Here is a 20,238-nt window from a genome sequence, read left to right on the forward strand (position 1 = left end):
AAAGGAACAATAGCCTTTTTTCCTTTTAGATGAGTAAAACGTTCATCCTTAGGGTTAATACAAATGGCACTATCTCCCAAGATAGTTTCTGGTCTTGTCGTAGCTATGGTAACTTTTTCATCGGTCCCTTCAATAGCGTAAGACAAATAATATAATAGCCCTTGCTTTTCTTCATAAATTACTTCTTCATCGGAAAGGGTAGTTTTTGCTTCTGGATCCCAATTTACCATTCGGTTTCCCTTATAAATTTTTCCTTTATTGAATAGATCTACAAAAACTTTAATTACAGAAGCAGACATATCATCATCCAAAGTAAATTTGGTACGTTCCCAATCACAAGAACAACCTAACTTTTTAAGCTGATCTAGAATAACTCCCCCATATTCGTCTGTCCAATCCCAAGCATGTTTTAAAAAATCTTCTCTACTAAGGTCTGCTTTATTAATTCCTTGTTCTTTTAACTTAGCAACTACCTTTGCTTCTGTTGCTATAGATGCATGATCTGTACCTGGGACCCAACAAGCATTTTTACCCATTAACCTTGCTCTACGAATAAGCACATCTTGAATGGTATTATTTAGCATATGCCCCATATGTAGTATCCCCGTAACATTAGGTGGCGGAATTACTATGGTGTAAGGTTCTCTGTCGTCAGGGGTAGAATGAAAAAAATTATTTTTCATCCAATAATCATACCAGTGACTTTCTACTGATTGCGGATCATATTTTGATGGAATTTCCATTTTTTGGTACAGTTTTTGAAATGTTAATTTGATGTATAAAAAAAGTAACATTAAAAGATATGTTAAATTATATCTATTAGATGTTTTTTAAATACGAAACAAAAATAAGTAACGTTAGAGTATAACAAAAGAATTTTGGAGGTTCATCTGAAAAGATTTAATTTTGATTTATACCCAAAACAAAAAATTATGAAAAAAATAGTACTTGTATTATTTGTAGGATTATTAGGATTTAGCCTAACAGCTCAGGAAACTGGAGCAAAAATTGAGTTTATCGCTGAAACTGTTGATTATGGTGAAGTGGTCAAAGGTGCGGACGGTGTTCGTGTTTTTGAATTTACTAATACGGGAACAGCTCCTTTAGTATTAAGTAAAGTAACCTCTAGTTGTGGATGTACTATCCCATCTTACGACAAAGAACCAGTTTTACCAGGAAAAAAAGGAAAAATTTCTGTAAAATACGATACAAAAAGAGTAGGCCCTATTAGAAAAGCCATAACCGTTTTATCTAATGCAGATACACCTACAAAAGTTCTTAAGATTAAAGGAGAAGTAAAGGACCCAAATAACGGAACGATGTAATTTCTTTTATTATCTAAAAAAAAGCGAAAGCTCGGTAAATACCGAGCTTTCGCTTTTTTCCATCAAATCTGTAACGTTACTTCTATTTAAACAGGTTTTTTAAAACAAAACTAAAAAGTACATCTTGGTTATACCTTTCTATAAGTAACTGAATTCTTTTTCCTTCTTTTTGGTTTAGCATGTGCATTATTTCTTGAAGTTTGTAACTATACACTCTTTTTCCATTGACTGCTAAAATAACATCCCCTTCTTGCAAACCTGCCGATTCAGCAGGGCTACCTGCTCTAATTGCAGAAACTACTATTTCTGGAACTAAACTCAACCTTGTTGAATTTTCTAATAAAATTTGAACATTTCCAAAAGTGTTAGAATCGTCACTTTTAAGAACTCCATTAGACTTTGTTAAGCTTTCAGAAACATACCGAACGCCATCATGCTGCAATTCTAAGCCACTTAAGTTATAATGAAACGGCTTACTAAAGTTACTATTCTTTCTAATAATCATCCTTTCATTTTTATAGTCGAACACAATATTAAAACGTTTCAAAACCTCTCCCCCAACACTACCATTTCTATTTCCTAAGTTTTTAATATTATTAAAGGTTTTCATATCTGGGAATGCAGCTTTAGCATCTTTTAAAGAAAACCTTCCTAAAGATATAGTGTTTACTTTAGTACGCTTGCCAAAAATATTACCACCTAGCCCTTTACCTAAAAAATCTTCATAGTTCTTTTCCGGAACACCAATGTTTTGATTTTCAAAAAGCCATATAGCATCACTACTACCAGTATCTACTAACATCCTTACAGATAAATCATCTTTTCCATTCATATGTATCTTGGCATTTACATAAGCTTTCTTTTCTCTAATCTTCAAGGGTAATACCTCTGCCTTTCTTGCGTTTTTTAATTTATAGTCATACGGATTATAAAACTTAATAACTTGCTTTCCATAATTAATATCTACAACAAAATCTCTAAACAACTGATAACCAATTATACCATGAACAGGAATACCCAGGCTAGGTGAAAAATTTAAACTCTTATCCATTACAACAAACAAATCCTGATCTACATTCCTTACTTCCCCAACTTTAAAAAAATTCTTCTTTGAGCTTAATGCTTTTATAGGCTCACTTTCCCCTAAACCTCTAATTGTAATTTCGGAAACATTGTTAATTTGAATAGAATCTTGATCAGATACGTTAAACAAAATAGGCTTCCCTACTCCAGAATCTAATATAAAAGATAACTCTGTACCATTAACCTCGATAGGCATAATGATTAGGTTATTAATTAATTTAAATTTTACTTTTTGAAATTTTTGCCCTTTGGGTAATTCAAAATTTTGCCCTATACCCGAAAAAGGACAGAACAATAAGAGTATTATCAAAAATGTGAATACTTTTTTCAACTTACTTTGTTTTAACGTATTACCTCCTTTAAAGCTATCGTATTAATTACAAACCACCTAAGACTTTAACAAAAAATGATAGGCGAAATAAATCTTCTTATCATTGTTTAATTTATTATGTTTTCTCATTTTTGCCTAAAATTTATTACAGATGCCGAACATTTCTCAGAAAGGGATTTCTATGCCCGAATCCCCTATACGTAAACTGGTTCCTTTTGCTGAAAAAGCAAAAAAAAATGGTGCTAAAGTCATCCATTTAAACATTGGTCAACCAGATATAAAGACACCTCAAATTGCACTAGATGCAGTAAAAAACAACGATTTAAGTGTAATCGCTTATAGCCGAACAGAAGGATCCGAGGTTTTTAGAGAAAAAATTGCAAAGTATTATTTAAAACATTCTATTGTTATAGATTCTACAGACATTATTGTTACAACAGGAGGTTCTGAGGCACTTTCATTTACTATGGGAAGTATTGCCGATTTTGATGATGAAATTATAATTCCGGAACCTTTCTACGCAAATTATAATGGGTTTGCCACTGCAGCAGGAGTAAAAGTAGTCCCTGTTGTTTCAAGAATAGAAGATAATTTTGCTTTACCTCCTATAGAGGATTTTGAAAAATTAATTACCCCTAGAACAAAGGCTATATTAATTTGCAACCCAGGAAACCCTACTGGTTATTTGTATAGTAAGGAAGAAATTCAAAAATTAGCGGCAATTGTAAAAAAACACAATCTCTTTTTAGTTGCTGATGAAGTCTACAGAGAATTCACTTATGACAACACAGAGCACTATTCTATTCTACAAGAAGCTGGTTTAGAAGAGAATGCCATAGTTATTGACTCGGTCTCTAAACGTTACAGCATGTGTGGGGCAAGAATAGGCTACTTAGTTTCTAAAAACAAAGAGGTTATTACAACTGCTCTTAAATTTGCTCAAGCCAGACTGTCGCCTCCTACATATGCTCAAATAGCCAGTGAAGCTGCATTAGACACACCACAAAGTTATTTTGACGACGTAAAAGAAGAGTACCTAGAAAGAAGAAATACGCTAATAGAAGAATTGAAAAAAATTGATGGCGTTAAAGTTGGCGTACCCAACGGTGCTTTTTATTGTATTGCCGAACTACCTGTAAAAAATGCAGATGATTTTGCACAATGGCTATTAGAAGATTTTAGATATAAAGGCGAAACTGTAATGGTTGCCCCTGCCGCAGGTTTTTATGCAACTAAAGGTTTAGGGCAAAACCAAATTAGAATTGCATACGTACTAGATCAAGATAGTTTAAAAAGAGCGGTTACTATACTAAAAGAAGCTCTTAAAAGCTATATAGGTTAATGCAGGTTTTACAAAACATATCTTTACAACCCTACAATACTTTTGGCATATCTGCTAATGCAAAATATTTCTGTGAAGTTTCTAATATAGAGGAGCTAAAAGAAGCTTTTTCTTTAAAAGAACACCCCGATAAATTTGTAATTAGTGGAGGCAGCAACTTATTGCTTACAAAAGATGTGGATGCTCTTGTAATACACATTAATTTAAAAGGCATATCCATAATAGAAGAAGACAACAACCATGTTGTTATAAAAGTAATGGCAGGTGAAAATTGGCATGAAATGATTCTTTGGACCCTAAAAAATAATTATGGAGGTCTAGAAAATATGTCTTTAATTCCTGGGAAAACAGGAACAGCGCCCATTCAGAACATTGGCGCCTATGGTGTAGAGTTAAAAGATCATTTTGTAAGTTGCGAAGGGCTAAATACCACCACTTTAGAAATGCAATCTTTTGATAAAGAAGCATGTGAATTTGGGTACCGAGATTCTTATTTTAAAAATAAAGGAAAAGGAAAATATGTTATTACATCTGTAAATTTAAAACTAACCAAAACCAACCACAACTTAAATACCTCTTACGGTTCTATCGAAGAAGAATTACTTAAAAATAATATAAAAAACCCAAGTATTAAAGACATTTCTAATGCGGTAATTGCCATAAGGCAAAGTAAATTGCCAGACCCTAAAAAAATAGGAAACAGCGGTAGCTTTTTTAAAAACCCTATAATCTCTAAAGAAGAGTTTCTTATTTTTAACTCTACACATCCAGAGGCTCCATTTTATAAAATTAGCAATACATTATTTAAAATACCCGCTGGCTGGCTTATTGAACAAAGTGGTTTTAAAGGTAAGCGCTTTGGAGATGCTGGTGTGCATAAAAAGCAAGCTCTAGTGCTAGTGAACTATGGAAAGGCTACTGGGCAAGAAATATTAAATGTAGCACATACTATTATTTCAGAAGTAAAGAATAAATTTGGAATAGCTATTTCTCCTGAAGTTAATATAATAAGATAACCCCCGTAATTAACTTACGAGGGTTATACCAAACCAACCAAAATTAAATGTGCAATAACCAATCGCACATTTATACTATTATTATTTTTAACATAACGCCTGCCTTAACAATCAATTTAATAATTTAGCGTTTAAAGGATATACGGTAGAAAAGAATATATTGGATGCCTTTGCAGTCGATTTTCTTTATACCCTATCATTTATTATGAGCACACTACTTGAAAAACATATCGTAGAACTTTTACAAGAGCGCAATGATAAGGCTATCTCCCTTTTGTATGAACATTATGGCGACACCCTATATGGTGTTGCACATAAAGTAGTACGTAACGACAATTTAGCACAAGATGTAGTACAAGAAAGTTTTGTGAAAATTTGGAAAAAAGCAGATACTTATGATTCTTCCAAAGCCAAATTATTTACATGGTTATTTAGAATTACAAGAAATACTGCTATTGATAAATTAAGAAGCGTTAACACAAAAACGGATAAAGAAATCCAAATGGATGTTTCTGACGTATATAATTTAGGCGTAGATAGTATAAAACCAGAATTCATGGACGTCCGTGATAATTTAGATAAGATTGAAGGCAAGTACCAAATTGTTTTAGAAGCCTTATTCTTTCAAGGAATGACCCAACAAGAAGCCAGCGATGAACTGGATATTCCTTTGGGAACCATTAAATCTAGATTAAAAATAGGATTACGTGAATTAAAAAAAATATATGACCCCGCCATTATCTTACTTACGTTTGTTTTAAATGTGTTATAATGAAAGAAAAAATAAAAATATTCTTAGACTCAGACCTACTAGAAAAATATCTACTAGGCACTACTAATGAGATGGAGTCTCTACAGGTAGAACGTTACATTGCAATGTATCCTCCCGTAAGAGATACGTATAACGAGCTCCAAGACAATCTAGAAAATTTTGCCAAGCTACACGCTATCAAAACTCCAGAAGGATTAAAGGAAAAAATTCTTTCCAGAATTAAATCAGAACACTCTGGTCGTAAAAAATTCTTTAGATATGCTATTGCAGCAAGTGTTGTTGCTTGTATGTTTGCTAGTGCTTCCTATTTTTTCTGGAACCAAAATCAAAACTTACAACAAGAAAATACTATTGTTTCTAATAAAATAAAAACATTAGAAGCAGATATGAGGCAACAATTAGAGGACGTTAGAAACCAATTTATTGTGCTTAACAATCCGCAAACTAAAAAATACAATGTAAGGGGTAATAAAATGGCTAAAGACCTTAAAGCTATAGCTTACATTAATCCTGTGAAAAAACTTTCCTATATAAATGTGAGTAAACTTCCTGAATTGCCAGAAAATCAATGTTTTCAGATGTGGGCAGAAGTTAATGGAAAAATGGTAAACCTAGGAATTATAGAAGAAGCAGGAAACAAAGACAACCTTACAGCTCTTCCTTATGCAGACAACGCTGTTAGTTACATTACTATTGAACCAAAAGGAGGAAATGTAAGTCCTACCGTCAATAAAATAGTTGCGAATATTGCGTTTTAAAACCGACATATATAAAGTATCCTTAAAGCCCCTTTTTGGGGCTTTATTTTTATATCTTTGTTGAAAATTTTATTATGAAGTTGATACTACTTACTATAGGTCTTCTTTCCATTGCTGTTGCAGGAATTGCCATTAAGATATGGGCTAAAAAAGACGGCAAATTTGCAGGTACTTGTGCAAGCCAAAGTCCCTTTTTAAATAAAGAAGGAGAAGCTTGCGGCATGTGCGGTAAACTTCCTAGTGAACAAGATTGTAAAAAAGATACTACTGCAGAGTTGCAGTAGTTTTAGATGTAAAAAATAATTGTAATTTTCTAAGTTCCCTGTTTTGGAAAACAAACAAGCTATCCTTAATACCATAGAAAAAGCAAAATTGGGAAACCAGATTGCTTACAGTAAATTGCTAGATACATTTTGGAATGATGTCTATGGTTTTCAATTAAAAAGAACAGAAAATGAAAGTGATGCTGAGGATATAACAGTACAAACCTTTTCCAAAGCTTTTGATAAATTACATACTTATGATAACTCTTATAAGTTTAAAACATGGTTAATTACTATTTCTAAAAATATCCATGTAGATCTTTTACGAAAAAGAAAAAAAGATATTCTGGATCCGCACGATAACAATGAAGCTTTTAAAAAAGCTTTAGATGATGCTCCTTCTGCCGAAGATAGGCTTATTACGGAACAAAACTTAGCCACCCTTTTAATGCATATTAAAAAATTGAAACCGCATTATCAAGAGGTAATTAACCTTAGATATTTCAATGAACTTAGTTATGCGGCTATTGCAGAGCAACTAAACGAACCAATGAATAATGTTAAAGTAAAATTATTACGCGCAAAAAAATTACTAGCAGAAGTAATAAGCGGTAGTAAATAACCAAATTTTTAAACAGCAAAAAAAATAACATTTCACTTATAAAATTGGTCTTCTTATAACTGCGAAAGATCCTTTAATTAGTTTGTATATTTGATTAAAATTTAGCTATGAGTACAGATTCCTTAGAACACGTAAAACCACCGAAAGGAAAGCCAAAATGGTTACGTGTAAAACTACCTACTGGTAAAAAATACACACAACTAAGAAGTTTAGTTGATAAGTATGAATTAAATACGATCTGTACTTCTGGGAGCTGCCCTAATATGGGCGAATGCTGGGGAGAAGGCACCGCAACTTTTATGATTTTAGGAAACATCTGTACTAGATCCTGCGGTTTCTGTGGTGTAAAAACTGGTAGACCAGAAGATGTAGATTGGGCGGAACCAGAAAAAGTTGCTCGTTCTATAAAACTAATGAGTATAAAACATGCGGTTATAACCTCTGTAGATAGGGACGATATTAAAGATATGGGATCTATCATATGGGCCGAAACAGTTAGGGCCATACGTAGAATGAACCCAACGACTACTCTTGAAACATTAATACCTGATTTTCAAGGCATAGAAAGACATTTAGACCGTATCATAGAAGTTAATCCAGAAGTGGTATCACATAACATGGAAACTGTAAAAAGGTTAACTAGAGAGGTTAGGATACAAGCTAAATACGAAAGAAGCTTAGAGGTTTTGCGTTATTTAAAAGAAAATGGTATAAAAAGAACAAAGTCTGGTATCATGTTAGGTCTTGGAGAATTAGAAGAGGAAGTTCTTCAAACAATGGAAGACCTAAGGAACGCCAATGTAGATATTATTACTATAGGACAATATTTACAACCCTCAAAAAAACATTTACCCGTACAACATTTTATTCTTCCAGAACAATTTAAAAAATACGAAGAAATTGGATTAAAAATGGGATTCAGACATGTGGAAAGTGGTGCACTAGTAAGATCTTCGTACAAAGCACATAAACACATAAACTAACCCTTTAATAAGTTCTTACCACACTTCAACTCTGATATTTCCTCATGAACAAAGTAAACATAGGTATTAATGGTTTTGGAAGAATAGGAAGAACTCTTTTTCGGCTCCTTAGTAAACAAAACCATATACAAGTAGTAGCTATTAACGATTTAGCCGATAGCAAAACCTTATCTCACTTATTAAAATATGACAGCATACATGGAGTATACAACAACGAAATAAGTTATGATGATGAGCACATTATTGTTGGTGACAAAAAAATAGCTCTTTTTAATGAAGACCATCCAAAAAAAATAGATTGGAAATCCCAGAAGGTAGATATTGTAATAGAATCTAGTGGTAAATTTAAATACGAAAAAGATTTAAATTACCATTTAGTTAATGGGGCAAAAAAGGTAATATTATCGGTACCTCCTATAGAGGATAACATTAAAATGATAGTCTGTGGTATAAATGAAAATACCCTTACTATAAATGACAATATTATTTCTAATGCATCTTGCACCACAAATAATGCTGCCCCCATGATTAAGGTAATTAATGATTTATGCGGTATTGAACAAGCCTATATAACCACTATCCATTCTTACACTAGTGACCAAAGTTTACATGATCAACCTCATAGAGATTTAAGAAGAGCAAGAGCAGCTGGCCAGTCCATAATACCCACTACTACTGGGGCAGCTAAAGCACTTACAAGAATATTTCCAGAACTTAAAGACGTTATTGGTGGTTGTGGAATTCGTGTTCCCGTTCCTAATGGTTCGCTTACAGACATTACTTTTAATGTTAAAAAACCTACAACAATTAAAGAAATTAATGATACTTTTGAAAAAGCAGCTAATAATGAGCTAAAAAATATATTGTTTTTTACAAAAGACCCCATAGTATCTATAGATATAAACAATAGTTCTTATTCTTGCACGTTTGATTCCCAGATGACTTCAGTTATCGGTAAAATGGTAAAAATAATTGGCTGGTATGATAATGAAACAGGTTATAGCAGCAGACTTATTGATCTTATTAATATATTAATTAGTAAAAATTACATTTGAAAATTCTTTTTACATACAGAAAGACAAAAAATATTGCGATACTAATAGCTGCTCTTCTAATGAGCTTCTTTACCTATTCGCAAGATTCTCTTCCAAAAAAAAGTGTAGAAGACTATTTCAACTTAGCTAGAAATTTTAAGAATCAAAATAAAATAGATCTAGCTTTAGAAGCTTTAAACAAAGCGTCTGATTTAGCAGAAAAAAACGAAGATGTAAAATCTTTACTAGACAGCTATCACAAATTTGCACAACTATACTTAAAATTAGATAATGAAGAAAACACTCTTTTCTACTGGGATAGAGCAGAAGTTTTATTAAAAGATATTGAATATCCATACGGAGATGCAATACATAAATATATAGAGGCTATTTTATTGTTTAGGAATAATAAAAATTTTCAAGCAATTTTTATGCTTAATGAAGCTAAGCAACTAAACAACGACCGCAACTTCTTTAATAACATACTATTAACAGAGGGCAACATATATTTAAATTTAGAAAAATATGAAAATGCCTCTAAAAACTTTAATTCTTTAGTCATAAACACTGACATTTTTGAAAAAGAGTATTTAGCGACTAAAGCGCATTTAGGACTTTCCGAATTGCATCTTAAAACAGATAAATTTAAAGAAAGTGCAAATCATGGAGAAGAAGCATTAAAGCTTGCCCAACAGAATAGTTTTAATATTGAAATTCTTGAAAGCCATAAATTATTAACAATGGCTTATGAAAAAAAAGAAGAATACAATCTTGCGTTACAACAAAGCAGAAAAATACTTCTTATAAAAGACTCTATTTTTAATATTGACAAACTAAAAACCGAGCAAAAGACGGCTGATAAAATTAGAGATGAATTTAAAACATCTGAAATTAATAGATTAGAAACTGTTAATGAAGAATTAAATGAATCTGCAAACAGATCCGAAATCACTGCAGTTTTAACTTCCGCATTTCTAATTATTATTTCTCTATTAGCTGTATCCTTATACAGAAATAACCAAATAAAACTAAAAACCAACGATTTATTACAAACCAAAAACAAAGAATTACAAGCTGCAAGAGATGGTGCCGTGCAGGCTATGGAAGCCAAAACAAACTTCCTATCTACTGTAAGTCACGAACTACGAACACCTCTTTATGCCGTAACAGGACTCACGCATTTACTTCTGGACGAAAATCCAAGTGAAAATCAAAAAGAACACCTAAAAGCATTAAAATTTTCTGGCGATTATCTACTAAATTTTATTAATGACATCTTACAAATTAATAAAATTGATGCAGATAAATTAGAGCCATTAAATATGCAGTTTAACCTTAAAAAGGTAATAAAAGAGGTTATAGATTCTCTACAACAAAGTGCAAAAGAAAGAAATACAAAAATTACACTACAATACGACGAAAATATCCCTGGTCATTTAATGAGTGACCCTATTAAACTTTCTCAAATTTTTATGAATTTAGTAGGTAATGCTTTAAAATTCACCAAAGATGGAGAAGTTAAGGTTATTGCCAAGCTATTAAAAAAAGTGGACGATGATGTAACTTTGTATTTTGAAGTAGAAGACAACGGTATAGGAATATCCAAAGAAATGCAAGAAAGTATCTTTGAAGGTTTTGAGCAAGGATCTATACAAATAAATAGAGAATATGGCGGCACAGGTCTTGGATTAACTATTGTAAAAAGTCTTTTAGGATTATTTAATAGTAAAATTCAGTTAGAAAGTGAATTAGGTAATGGTAGTTCTTTCTTTTTTGAGATTGTAGCAAAATCTAAAGACGCAATGATCGATGAAATCTCTTTTGAGATTACCGAAAAAGATTATGAGTTCAAAGGTCTTCATTTAATGATTGTGGAAGACAACAAAATAAACCAGGTTATCACCAAGAAAATGTTAACCAAAAAAGAGATTACCAGTGATATTGCTAGTAATGGATTAGATGCTGTTGAACTAGCTAAAAACAATGAGTACGACGCTATATTAATGGACATTCATATGCCAGGCATTAGTGGCGAAGAGGCAACCATTAGAATACGAAAGTTTGATACAAAGACTCCTATTATAGCACTAACTGCTATTTCTCTAGATGACAGTTTAGAAAGCTTTTATGCCGCTGGCTGTAATGATGTGGTTACCAAACCATTTAAACCAGAAGTATTTTATCAAAAAATAGGAGAAAACATCTTTGATAAAAATATTGGCAATTCTTAGTTGCTAAATATATAAGACTTTAGTTCCTGTTCAAAAACCTTTTCACCAGCATTTAAAAAAGAATGTTCCACCTTTATATACATAAGGTTAGCTACGCTGTCTTTTAACCTAACATAGTCTTTCTCTGTAGTAAGAATACATTCTTTAGATTGTATTAATTTAATTTCAGCCTCCGAGAAGAAATGATGATCCCTATAATTTAGATGACTAAATAAAATTTCTTTTTGCTCCAAATAAGAAACTAAAGGGGTCGCATCTGCAATACCTGTAACCAAGGTAACCTCCTTATTTTGTAAAGACTCTAAAGGAATAATATTACCATTTTCGGCTATGACGTCTTTATATCCTATATAGGTAAAGAGTACTTTTTGATTTGGTTTAACTTTCAATTTTTTAATTATACCCTTTTGGATATCCATAGCCAAATCCTCAGGGCACTTTGTAACGACTATTATATTTGCCCGCCTAGCCTCCTTCTTACTATCCCTTAAATCTCCTGTAGGCAAATACCAATCTTCCGAATATAAATTGTTGTATGCCGTTAATAATACGGAATAACCTGCTTGTACCTTTCTATGCTGAAAACCATCATCTAAAATAATAACATCAGGGTTTTCTTCTTTTTCTAAATTCTCTATCCCGTTTTGTCTATCTGCATCTACTACCAATGCAATTTCTGGAAACTTAGACCAGATTTGATAAGGCTCATCTCCTAATTCTTCAACGCTACTCTCTTTATTTGCTAAGATATAACCCTTGGACTTACGCCCATATCCCCTACTCAAAACTGCGACTTTACAATCCTCTTTAAACAAAGAGATTATAGTTTCTACCATTGGGGTTTTCCCTGTACCACCAGCACTTAAGTTGCCAACACAAACAATAGGTGTTTTGTAAGATTTAGATTTTAATATTTGCATATCAAAAAGCCAATTTCTTATATATACTACCAAAGCATAAATAAAAGAAACAGGAAAGAGTATTTTTCTGAACAGTTGCATTAGAACGAAAGTATAATATTTTATCTTTGATAACCATATAATCCCATGAAAATGATTGTTAAAGACGTTACAAATATACTAGAAGAGTTTACTCCTCTTGATTATGCTGAGGATTTTGATAATGTAGGTCTACTTATAGGAGACTCTAAGCAAAAAGTTACTGGTGTTTTGGTTACCCTAGATACATTAGAAAATGTAATTGATGAAGCTATAGATAAAAATTGCAACCTTATAGTTAGCTTTCATCCTATTGTTTTTGGAGGTTTAAAAAAAATAACTGGCGCCAACTATGTAGAAAGAGTAGCGATAAAGGCGATACAAAATAATATAGCGATATACAGCATGCACACGGCGCTAGACAATAATAATGCTGGTGTAAATGCTAAAATATGCGAGGTTTTAGGTTTATCTAACACTAAAATTTTAATACCTCAAAAAGGTTCTATAAAAAAGCTGACTACCTATGCCCCTTTAAAAGCAGCAAACCAATTAAAAGAAGTTTTATATAATGCAGGAGCTGGAAATATTGGAAACTACAGCAATTGCAGTTTTTCTAATGAAGGAATTGGCAGCTATAAAGCCAATGAAAATGCGAACCCTAGTATAGGAGAGATTGGCGAAGTACATCTTGAAAAGGAAACTCAAATACATATTACTTTCTCTAAATCTAAAGAAAAAGCGGTATTAAAAGCACTATTTAACAACCACCCATACGAAGAAGTAGCCTATGAAATTACTACTTTGGAGAATACCAATCCAAATATTGGAATGGGTATGATAGGGGAACTAGATGAACCTATGAACGAACTAGAGTTTTTAAATACCCTAAAAAACAGGATGAATGTATCTTGTGTTAGACATACAAAATTATTTAATAAAAAGGTTTCTAAGGTTGCTGTTTTGGGCGGTAGTGGCGCTTTTGCTATCAAAGCAGCTAAGCAATCTGGAGCTCAAATTTTTATCTCATCCGATATAAAATACCATGAATTTTACCAAGCTGAAAATAAAATTGTGATTGCTGACATTGGACACTATGAAACTGAGCAGTTTACAAAAAACCTTTTAGTTGATTATCTTACGAAAAAAATCCCTAATTTTGCAATCCATTTATCGGAAAGTATAACAAATCCAATCAAGTATTTATAAATTATGGCAAAAAAAGCAGAAGCTACGGTAGAAGATAAGTTAAGAGCATTGTATGATTTGCAATTAATTGATTCTAGAGTTGATGAGATTCGTAATGTTCGTGGAGAATTACCATTAGAGGTTGAAGATTTGGCAGACGACGTTCTGGGTCTTAAAACAAGATTGGATAAGTTAAAAACAGATGTTGAGACTATCAATTTTGAAATTGGCGCAAAGAAAAATATAATTGAAGAAGCAAAAACTTTAATTAAAAAATATACGGAGCAGCAAAAAAATGTTCGTAACAGTAGAGAATTTAATTCTATCAGTAAAGAATTAGAATTTCAAGAATTAGAAATTCAATTAGCTGAAAAGAACATTAAAGAATTCAAAGTTCAGATAGAACAAAAGAAAGAAGTTATTTCTGGAGCCAAAGAACGTTTATCTCAAAGAGATACGCATCTTAAGCATAAAAAAGGGGAGCTAAATGCAATTTTAGCAGAAACTGAGAAAGAAGAAAAAGCGCTTTTACTAGAATCTGAAAAATACCAAGGTAAAATTGAAGAGCGTTTAGTAAAAGCATACGCTCGTATTAGAAGTAATGTAAAAAATGGCTTAGCAGTTGTTCCTATTGAAAGAGGTGCTTCTGGAGGTTCTTTCTTTACCATTCCACCTCAGGTACAGGTAGAAATTGCTTCTCGTAAAAAAATAATTACAGATGAGCACAGTGGTAGAATATTAGTAGACCCTGTTTTAGCAGAGGAAGAGGCTGTGAAAATGTCTAAATTGTTTGCTAAATTATAAGACACATTATTTTATAAAGCATAAAAAAACCATCTATATAGATGGTTTTTTTATGCTTTATACTTTCACTATCAACCCAGAAGTTCTAGTATTTTATTTTCTACAAAAATACTATCCCATCTATTTTCAATATCTGGCATCTTCATTATCTGTTTCATAATAGACTCTTGCATGTCGCCATATGCCAAAGCCTCAGCGTATGGTTTATCCGAAAACGTTACTCTAGAATAAACTGGCATCCATTTATCTGGATGCTGAGATGCGAAATGTTTCTCTATTTTTTTTTGCAATAGAAACTTAGGGTCTGCAGTTTTTTTACTCATTTCAATAAAATTCCTATAACTAAGTTCCGCTATCGCATCTGCGTTCTCTTTTCTACTCTCTTGATACTTTTTAAATATAATTTCCCAGTCGTCTGAGTATTCTTTAATTAAGCTATTTAAAACAAAAATATCTTCAAAACCTGCATTCATACCTTGACCATAAAAAGGTACAATAGCATGGGCCGAATCACCAACCAATGCCACTTTATCCCAATACGTCCAAGGGTAACATTTCATCGTCACCATAGCACTAGTTGGGTTTTTAAAGAAATCCTCCGCTAAATTTTCTATATCTGCCATAACATTAGGGAAATACGTGGCAAAAAATTCTTTAGCATCCTCTCTAGTTTTTACTTTTTCAAAAGAAACTTCTCCTTCAAAAGGCATAAATAGAGTACATGTAAAACTACCATCTAAATTAGGCATAGCAATAAACATAAAATTTCCTCTTGGCCAAATATGAAAAGAGTTTTTATCTAATTTGTGGCTACCATCCGCATGGGGTAAAATAGTAAGTTCTTTATATCCTACATCGATAAAATCTTGAGAATAGTCAAAACGGCTTCTTCTTTGCATTTTATGACGAACCCGTGAAAAAGCACCGTCACACCCAAAAATTAAATCGTATTTATACTCTTTCCACTCTCCCTTTTCTGTATCGCCAGTAAATAAACGGGCTGTTGGCAAATCAACATCCCAAACTTTCTCTTCAAACTTAAAGACCACACCAGATTCTTCCGCTAAATCTATCATTTTACGGTTTAGAACACCTCTAGAAATAGACCATATGGCCTCATTTTCCTTCCCATAATTCTGATAGTACAACGGCTTACCTATAACATGTAAAGCTCTTTTATTCAGCGGTATTGCAATTTTTTTTATTTCTTCTTCAACGCCAACTTCTCGTAAGGCATTCCATCCTCTATTACTCATTGCTAGATTAATAGATCTCCCTGAAAATTTTACTTTCCTAATATCTGGCCGTCTATCAAAGACCGTGATTTCATGTCCAAACTTTTTTAAATATATAGCTAATAAGGAGCCTACTAAACCGGATCCAATTATCGCGATTTTTTTATGAGAATAAGACATAAATTTTGAATGATTATTTTTGAAGTTACCCACAAAAATACTAAAATATAAATTGCCTCTTAAATCATAAGGAAATACATAATTTCTATGTTTTAAGAGCAGATAATTTTAAAAAGTAAAAAAAATGTAACAAATACCACAGTAACCTTATCTTAAAAAAGATAATATAAATAGTATTATTCCTACATATAATTACATAAAAATCTTCACTTAATTTAAGTTTAAACTTTAATTATAAGACTTGTAAATCATTATTTTTTTACTTTTCGTCGTAACACAACCTCTATTACAAAGAGGTTTTTTAACCTTTCATCGACAAACTACACTGTTAAATTAAATATAGTCATCCGATAAAAATATCGGTTTATCGACCTCTTTGTTTTTTGTCGATTAATGCCTTTACCTAGACTAGTAAACAAACAATATAATAATACTCTAACCGTTATTTGAGTTCGCAAAATTATATACTGATTTTTCGAAACCTAACTAAACCTAAACTATTGCAAATTTAGTCTGCAACTATTTTAAGCAAACTGAATTAACAAATAGATTTTTAATTTAATAATATGCCTATGTGCAAATTTACTTTAAACACAAAATTCATTAAAAATCTTTTACTTGTTGCAATTGCTGTTGTTTCATTTTCAGCAAATGCGCAATTAAAAACAACCTTTACTCCTCGATTTTCAGGTACCGTAAATGGGGATGTAACCATGGTTGCTAATAATATGCTATCTACAACTGCAACTGGCAACTATAATAACGGAGATGATAATAATGATTTTACAACTGTTTATGTTGATATAGACTCGGACAATACCACTTTTAATTCTAGTAGTGCTAATTTGATTAACCCATCTGTTTCTAGTTCTTGTCTTACTTTTAAGCATGCCTTTCTATATTGGTCTGCAGCAAATAAAGAATATGATGCATCAACAGGTAATGGCGGTTCTGAAGAGAGTTGGAGCTTTAATCAAGTTAAGCTTATGCTTCCAGGGTCTAGTTCTTATAGTACTATAACAGCGGATCAAATTATATATGACGGAAGGGCAGAACATTTTGTTAATGACCCATATGTATGTTTTAAAGACATATCTAGCCAAGTACAAGGCCTTATTAATCCATATGGGAAATTCCAAGTAGCCAACGTAAAAGCCACAGAAGGTGTTTTACAATCCCATATTAGTAATAATACAGGTACTGCTGCTGGATGGCAAATAGTATTTATTTATGAAAGTCCAGAATTACAAGGGCGTAATATTACTTTATTTGATGGATATGCGCATGTAACAGCTACTAACAACTCTTTTGGAGTAGACTTTAATGGTTTTCTTACTGTTCCCAATGGACCCGTAAATGCTAATATTACAATAGGTGCTTTAGAAGGAGACAGAGGGATTGTAGGAGATGCTTTAGAGATTTTTGATACCGATGGAACCTGGACTCCCATATCCACTAATGAAAGAGATGGTGATAATTTTTTTAACAGTAAAATTACCGTAAATCAATCACCATACACGAATAGAAATCCCGCAAGTACAAATACTTTAGGTTTTGATGCTGGTTTATTTCCGTTAAAAAATAGCGGAAACAAATTAATAAATAACAACCAAACTTCTTCTACAATCCGCATGACTTCGGATCAAGAAACCTATGGTTTATACTTATTAGGCTTAAGTGTGGAAATTTATGAGCCTAGTTTAGGTGCTCTTAACTTTACAACTTCTTCTGCTGCTACCAATTATAATGCGGAAGACACAGTACCTTTAACCCTTTCTATTGAAAATTCTGGTAATGATGATATTGAAAATTTACAATTTTCCACGTTCTTACCTAATGAAGTTGAATTTGTTGGCGCCCCTTCTTTACCTTCTGGAGTAACCTATTCTTATAATAGTACAACAAGAGAACTGCAATTTTTTGTAGCAGATGGTATGACAGATAGTAATGATCCACAGTATAACATAGACTTTAATATTCAAATAAAAAATTCCTGTTATTTTTTAGAAACGGCTTGTTCTGCTAATTTTCAAATTCAAGCTACTGCTACATTTAATGGAGTTATTAATACGGCATCTAGAACTACAAACAGCTCTGGAACAACAGATGTTTGTGGCATGGGTAACTATGACCCTACTAGTATAGATATAAATAGACCCAACCAGGTTAACTGGAGTTCTAATGCATCTGAATTAAATAGAACCGTATATCTATCGGATAATGCAGGATTAACAGCTGCTCAAAATTTAGAGCCAGCAACACAGTATTGTAATTTTACTCTAAATGAGAATTCGGGCTCTTTTATCCCTTCTGCTAGTTGCCCTTCTACTGGGACTTATACTAATACATTTACTTTTACAGATGCATGTGGAAGAACTAGTAACACATATACACAAACCATTACCATTATAGATACCGATCAAGATTTTGATGGTATATACGATTCTTGCGATACAGATATTGATGGGGATGGTTGCCCAAACACAAGTGAAGTAGCAACACAATATGATGTTCGTTTAATAGACCCCTCTTGTGATACGGATGGCGACGGATACAACCCTACTTTTGATTTAGATGATGATAATGACGGTATACTAGACGTTAATGAATCTTTAGACACCGTAAATCACAGATTAATGTGGTCTCATAATGATAGTTCTGATGAAAATGGTTTAGACAACGACAATCCCAAAATTGAGGATTGGTTAATTACTAGTTATACCGATGAAACTATCCATGGTAGTTTAACGAAAGAAATTAATAGTACAAGTCTAAGAATAAGAAATGCTAACGCTATAAATTTTGATGAAGCTTTTGCTAATAATGACTACCTAGAGTATTCGTTTACTACAGCCAATGGATTGTCTGATTTATATATATCTGATATAGGGTCTAACTTATTCGGAAGTGGTTCTAGTGATGATACCGGAGATACATACTTTGCATCTGTAGCTATTTCTGCTGATGGTTTTTCTACCTATAGTCTTTTAGCAAGTGATATGAGACATGAAGAGGTTTTACCCAATGCTACAGACTTCTTTAAATATAATTTAGAAATTAAACCCTTTTCGATAAACACAACTACTACGTATACCGTACGTGTATATTTTTATGGTGTTATAGACGATGACCCCGTTAGAGATTATATAGCATTTGATGACTTTGCTGTAAAAATTAATGCAAATAGAACTCAAAATAGTGATAGCGATACTATCCCTGATTATTTAGATTTGGATAGTGATAATGATACTTGCCCAGATACTATAGAGGCAGGCCATACAGACCCAGATAGTGACAGTATTTTAGGAAATTCTCCTGTAACAGTAGACCTTAATGGTCTAGTAACTAGCCAAGGAGGTTATACAGGAACAAATACTCGTGTGGTAACACCAAACCAAGTGATTAGCGTTACAACACACCCAGCAAATACTATAGTTACCAATAACGGTACCACTTCTTTTTCTGGAACTTTTTCTGGAACAGGCTTAACGTATCAATGGCAAGTTAGTACAGATGAAGGTTCTACTTGGAACAATGTAACCAATAGTGGTATTTATTCAGGAGCTACCACTACCACTTTAACATTAACCAATGTTACGGGGAGTTACACTTCTTATGAATATCAATTGATAGGAACGGATAGCGAAAATTTATGTTCCCCAGATACTATTACGAATAAAGCTATTTTATTAGTTACACCTGAATTAAGTATTAATGATGCATCAGCGATTGAAGGAAACAATATCACTTTTACAATTACAGCATCTCATGCAATTTCTCAAGATATCATTGTAGACTTAGCATATGCTAATATTACCACTATTAATAGCGATTACTCTGGTCCTTCAACTGTAACCTTAACTGCAAATACAACCTCAATAACATTTAATGTTGCAGCTATTGATGACAGTATCATAGAAGCAGAGGAAACATTTAATGTAAACCTTAGTCATACTGGTGGAATAGCTACTTTTACAGATAATATTGGCTTGGGTACTATTACAGATAATAATAGTACAGGTACAGAAGGATTATCTATTATCCAAACAGATGTAATAGTTACCGAAGGCGTTGGCGTAACTGCTACTTTTGATGTAACCCTGACTGGAAACTATGCTTCTGGATTCGATGTA

The 20,238-nt window shown here is 32.6% G+C and carries 16 protein-coding genes and 1 pseudogene; 13 read left to right on the forward strand and 4 right to left on the reverse strand.

Annotated features, from left to right (window positions below; translation table 11 throughout):
* Positions 1-743 (reverse strand): class I tRNA ligase family protein (locus QZZ51_RS11285; protein ID WP_291869664.1); only part of this gene is annotated, 743 nt, incomplete at its 3' end.
* A gap of 189 nt (positions 744-932) precedes the next feature.
* Between QZZ51_RS11285 and QZZ51_RS11290 the strand changes: the two genes are divergently transcribed.
* A complete protein-coding gene (locus QZZ51_RS11290) occupies positions 933-1,325 on the forward strand; it encodes a DUF1573 domain-containing protein (protein WP_291869666.1) in 393 nt (130 codons plus the stop codon).
* An 82-nt stretch (positions 1,326-1,407) separates the two neighbouring features.
* Here the strand turns inward: QZZ51_RS11290 and QZZ51_RS11295 are convergent, their stop codons facing one another.
* Complete coding sequence (locus QZZ51_RS11295) at positions 1,408-2,739, reverse strand: PDZ domain-containing protein (RefSeq protein WP_291869668.1); 1,332 nt, start codon at positions 2,737-2,739, stop codon at positions 1,408-1,410.
* Positions 2,740-2,890: 151 nt separating this feature from the next.
* On the opposite strand from QZZ51_RS11295, the gene QZZ51_RS11300 reads away from it, so the two are divergent.
* The 9 genes from QZZ51_RS11300 (at position 2,891) to QZZ51_RS11340 (ending at position 11,760) form a co-directional block, all read left to right on the forward strand.
* Positions 2,891-4,081 (forward strand): pyridoxal phosphate-dependent aminotransferase, encoded by a 1,191-nt coding sequence (locus QZZ51_RS11300; protein ID WP_291869670.1) that lies wholly within the window; start codon positions 2,891-2,893, stop codon positions 4,079-4,081.
* Complete coding sequence (murB, locus tag QZZ51_RS11305) at positions 4,081-5,097, forward strand: UDP-N-acetylmuramate dehydrogenase (protein ID WP_291869672.1); 1,017 nt, start codon at positions 4,081-4,083, stop codon at positions 5,095-5,097. The genes QZZ51_RS11300 and murB overlap by 1 nt, the downstream gene beginning before the upstream one ends.
* Before the next feature lie 205 nt (positions 5,098-5,302).
* The gene (locus QZZ51_RS11310) at positions 5,303-5,869 is read left to right on the forward strand and encodes an RNA polymerase sigma factor (RefSeq protein WP_291869674.1); all 567 of its coding nucleotides are present in this window, start codon (positions 5,303-5,305) and stop codon (positions 5,867-5,869) included.
* The gene (locus QZZ51_RS11315; RefSeq protein ID WP_291869676.1) at positions 5,869-6,627 is read left to right on the forward strand and encodes an anti-sigma factor; all 759 of its coding nucleotides are present in this window, start codon (positions 5,869-5,871) and stop codon (positions 6,625-6,627) included. Before QZZ51_RS11310 ends, QZZ51_RS11315 begins: the two co-directional genes overlap by 1 nt.
* Before the next feature lie 74 nt (positions 6,628-6,701).
* Positions 6,702-6,911: a membrane or secreted protein gene (locus QZZ51_RS11320; RefSeq protein WP_291869678.1), complete on the forward strand. Its 210-nt coding sequence runs from the start codon at positions 6,702-6,704 to the stop codon at positions 6,909-6,911.
* A 43-nt stretch (positions 6,912-6,954) separates the two neighbouring features.
* Complete coding sequence (locus QZZ51_RS11325; protein WP_291869680.1) at positions 6,955-7,512, forward strand: sigma-70 family RNA polymerase sigma factor; 558 nt, start codon at positions 6,955-6,957, stop codon at positions 7,510-7,512.
* Between the two features lie 107 nt (positions 7,513-7,619).
* Positions 7,620-8,495: a lipoyl synthase gene (gene lipA / locus QZZ51_RS11330; RefSeq protein WP_291869683.1), complete on the forward strand. Its 876-nt coding sequence runs from the start codon at positions 7,620-7,622 to the stop codon at positions 8,493-8,495.
* Between the two features lie 44 nt (positions 8,496-8,539).
* Positions 8,540-9,550: a type I glyceraldehyde-3-phosphate dehydrogenase gene (gene gap / locus QZZ51_RS11335; RefSeq protein WP_291869685.1), complete on the forward strand. Its 1,011-nt coding sequence runs from the start codon at positions 8,540-8,542 to the stop codon at positions 9,548-9,550.
* 59 nt (positions 9,551-9,609) lie between these two features.
* Positions 9,610-11,760 carry an ATP-binding protein gene (locus QZZ51_RS11340; RefSeq protein WP_291869687.1) on the forward strand — a complete coding sequence of 717 codons (2,151 nt, stop codon included), beginning with the start codon at positions 9,610-9,612 and terminating at the stop codon, positions 11,758-11,760.
* Here QZZ51_RS11340 and lpxK read toward each other — a convergent pair.
* Positions 11,757-12,761 carry a tetraacyldisaccharide 4'-kinase gene (gene lpxK / locus QZZ51_RS11345; protein WP_291869689.1) on the reverse strand — a complete coding sequence of 335 codons (1,005 nt, stop codon included), beginning with the start codon at positions 12,759-12,761 and terminating at the stop codon, positions 11,757-11,759. The two genes, QZZ51_RS11340 and lpxK, sit on opposite strands and share 4 nt — an antisense overlap.
* Before the next feature lie 51 nt (positions 12,762-12,812).
* Between lpxK and QZZ51_RS11350 the strand changes: the two genes are divergently transcribed.
* Both QZZ51_RS11350 and QZZ51_RS11355 read left to right on the forward strand, forming a co-directional pair.
* Positions 12,813-13,907 carry a Nif3-like dinuclear metal center hexameric protein gene (locus QZZ51_RS11350; protein ID WP_291869694.1) on the forward strand — a complete coding sequence of 365 codons (1,095 nt, stop codon included), beginning with the start codon at positions 12,813-12,815 and terminating at the stop codon, positions 13,905-13,907.
* 3 nt (positions 13,908-13,910) lie between these two features.
* Positions 13,911-14,690 carry a C4-type zinc ribbon domain-containing protein gene (locus tag QZZ51_RS11355; RefSeq protein WP_291869690.1) on the forward strand — a complete coding sequence of 260 codons (780 nt, stop codon included), beginning with the start codon at positions 13,911-13,913 and terminating at the stop codon, positions 14,688-14,690.
* A 71-nt stretch (positions 14,691-14,761) separates the two neighbouring features.
* On the opposite strand, the gene QZZ51_RS11360 is transcribed toward QZZ51_RS11355, so the two are convergent.
* The gene (locus tag QZZ51_RS11360) at positions 14,762-16,105 is read right to left on the reverse strand and encodes an NAD(P)/FAD-dependent oxidoreductase (protein ID WP_291869692.1); all 1,344 of its coding nucleotides are present in this window, start codon (positions 16,103-16,105) and stop codon (positions 14,762-14,764) included.
* Between the two features lie 572 nt (positions 16,106-16,677).
* Between QZZ51_RS11360 and QZZ51_RS11365 the strand changes: the two are divergent.
* Positions 16,678-20,238: pseudogene (locus tag QZZ51_RS11365) on the forward strand (hypothetical protein); the annotation flags it as partial.

The sequence above is a fragment of the Maribacter sp. genome (assembly GCF_016744255.1).
Classification (GTDB): Bacteria; Bacteroidota; Bacteroidia; order Flavobacteriales; family Flavobacteriaceae; genus Maribacter_B.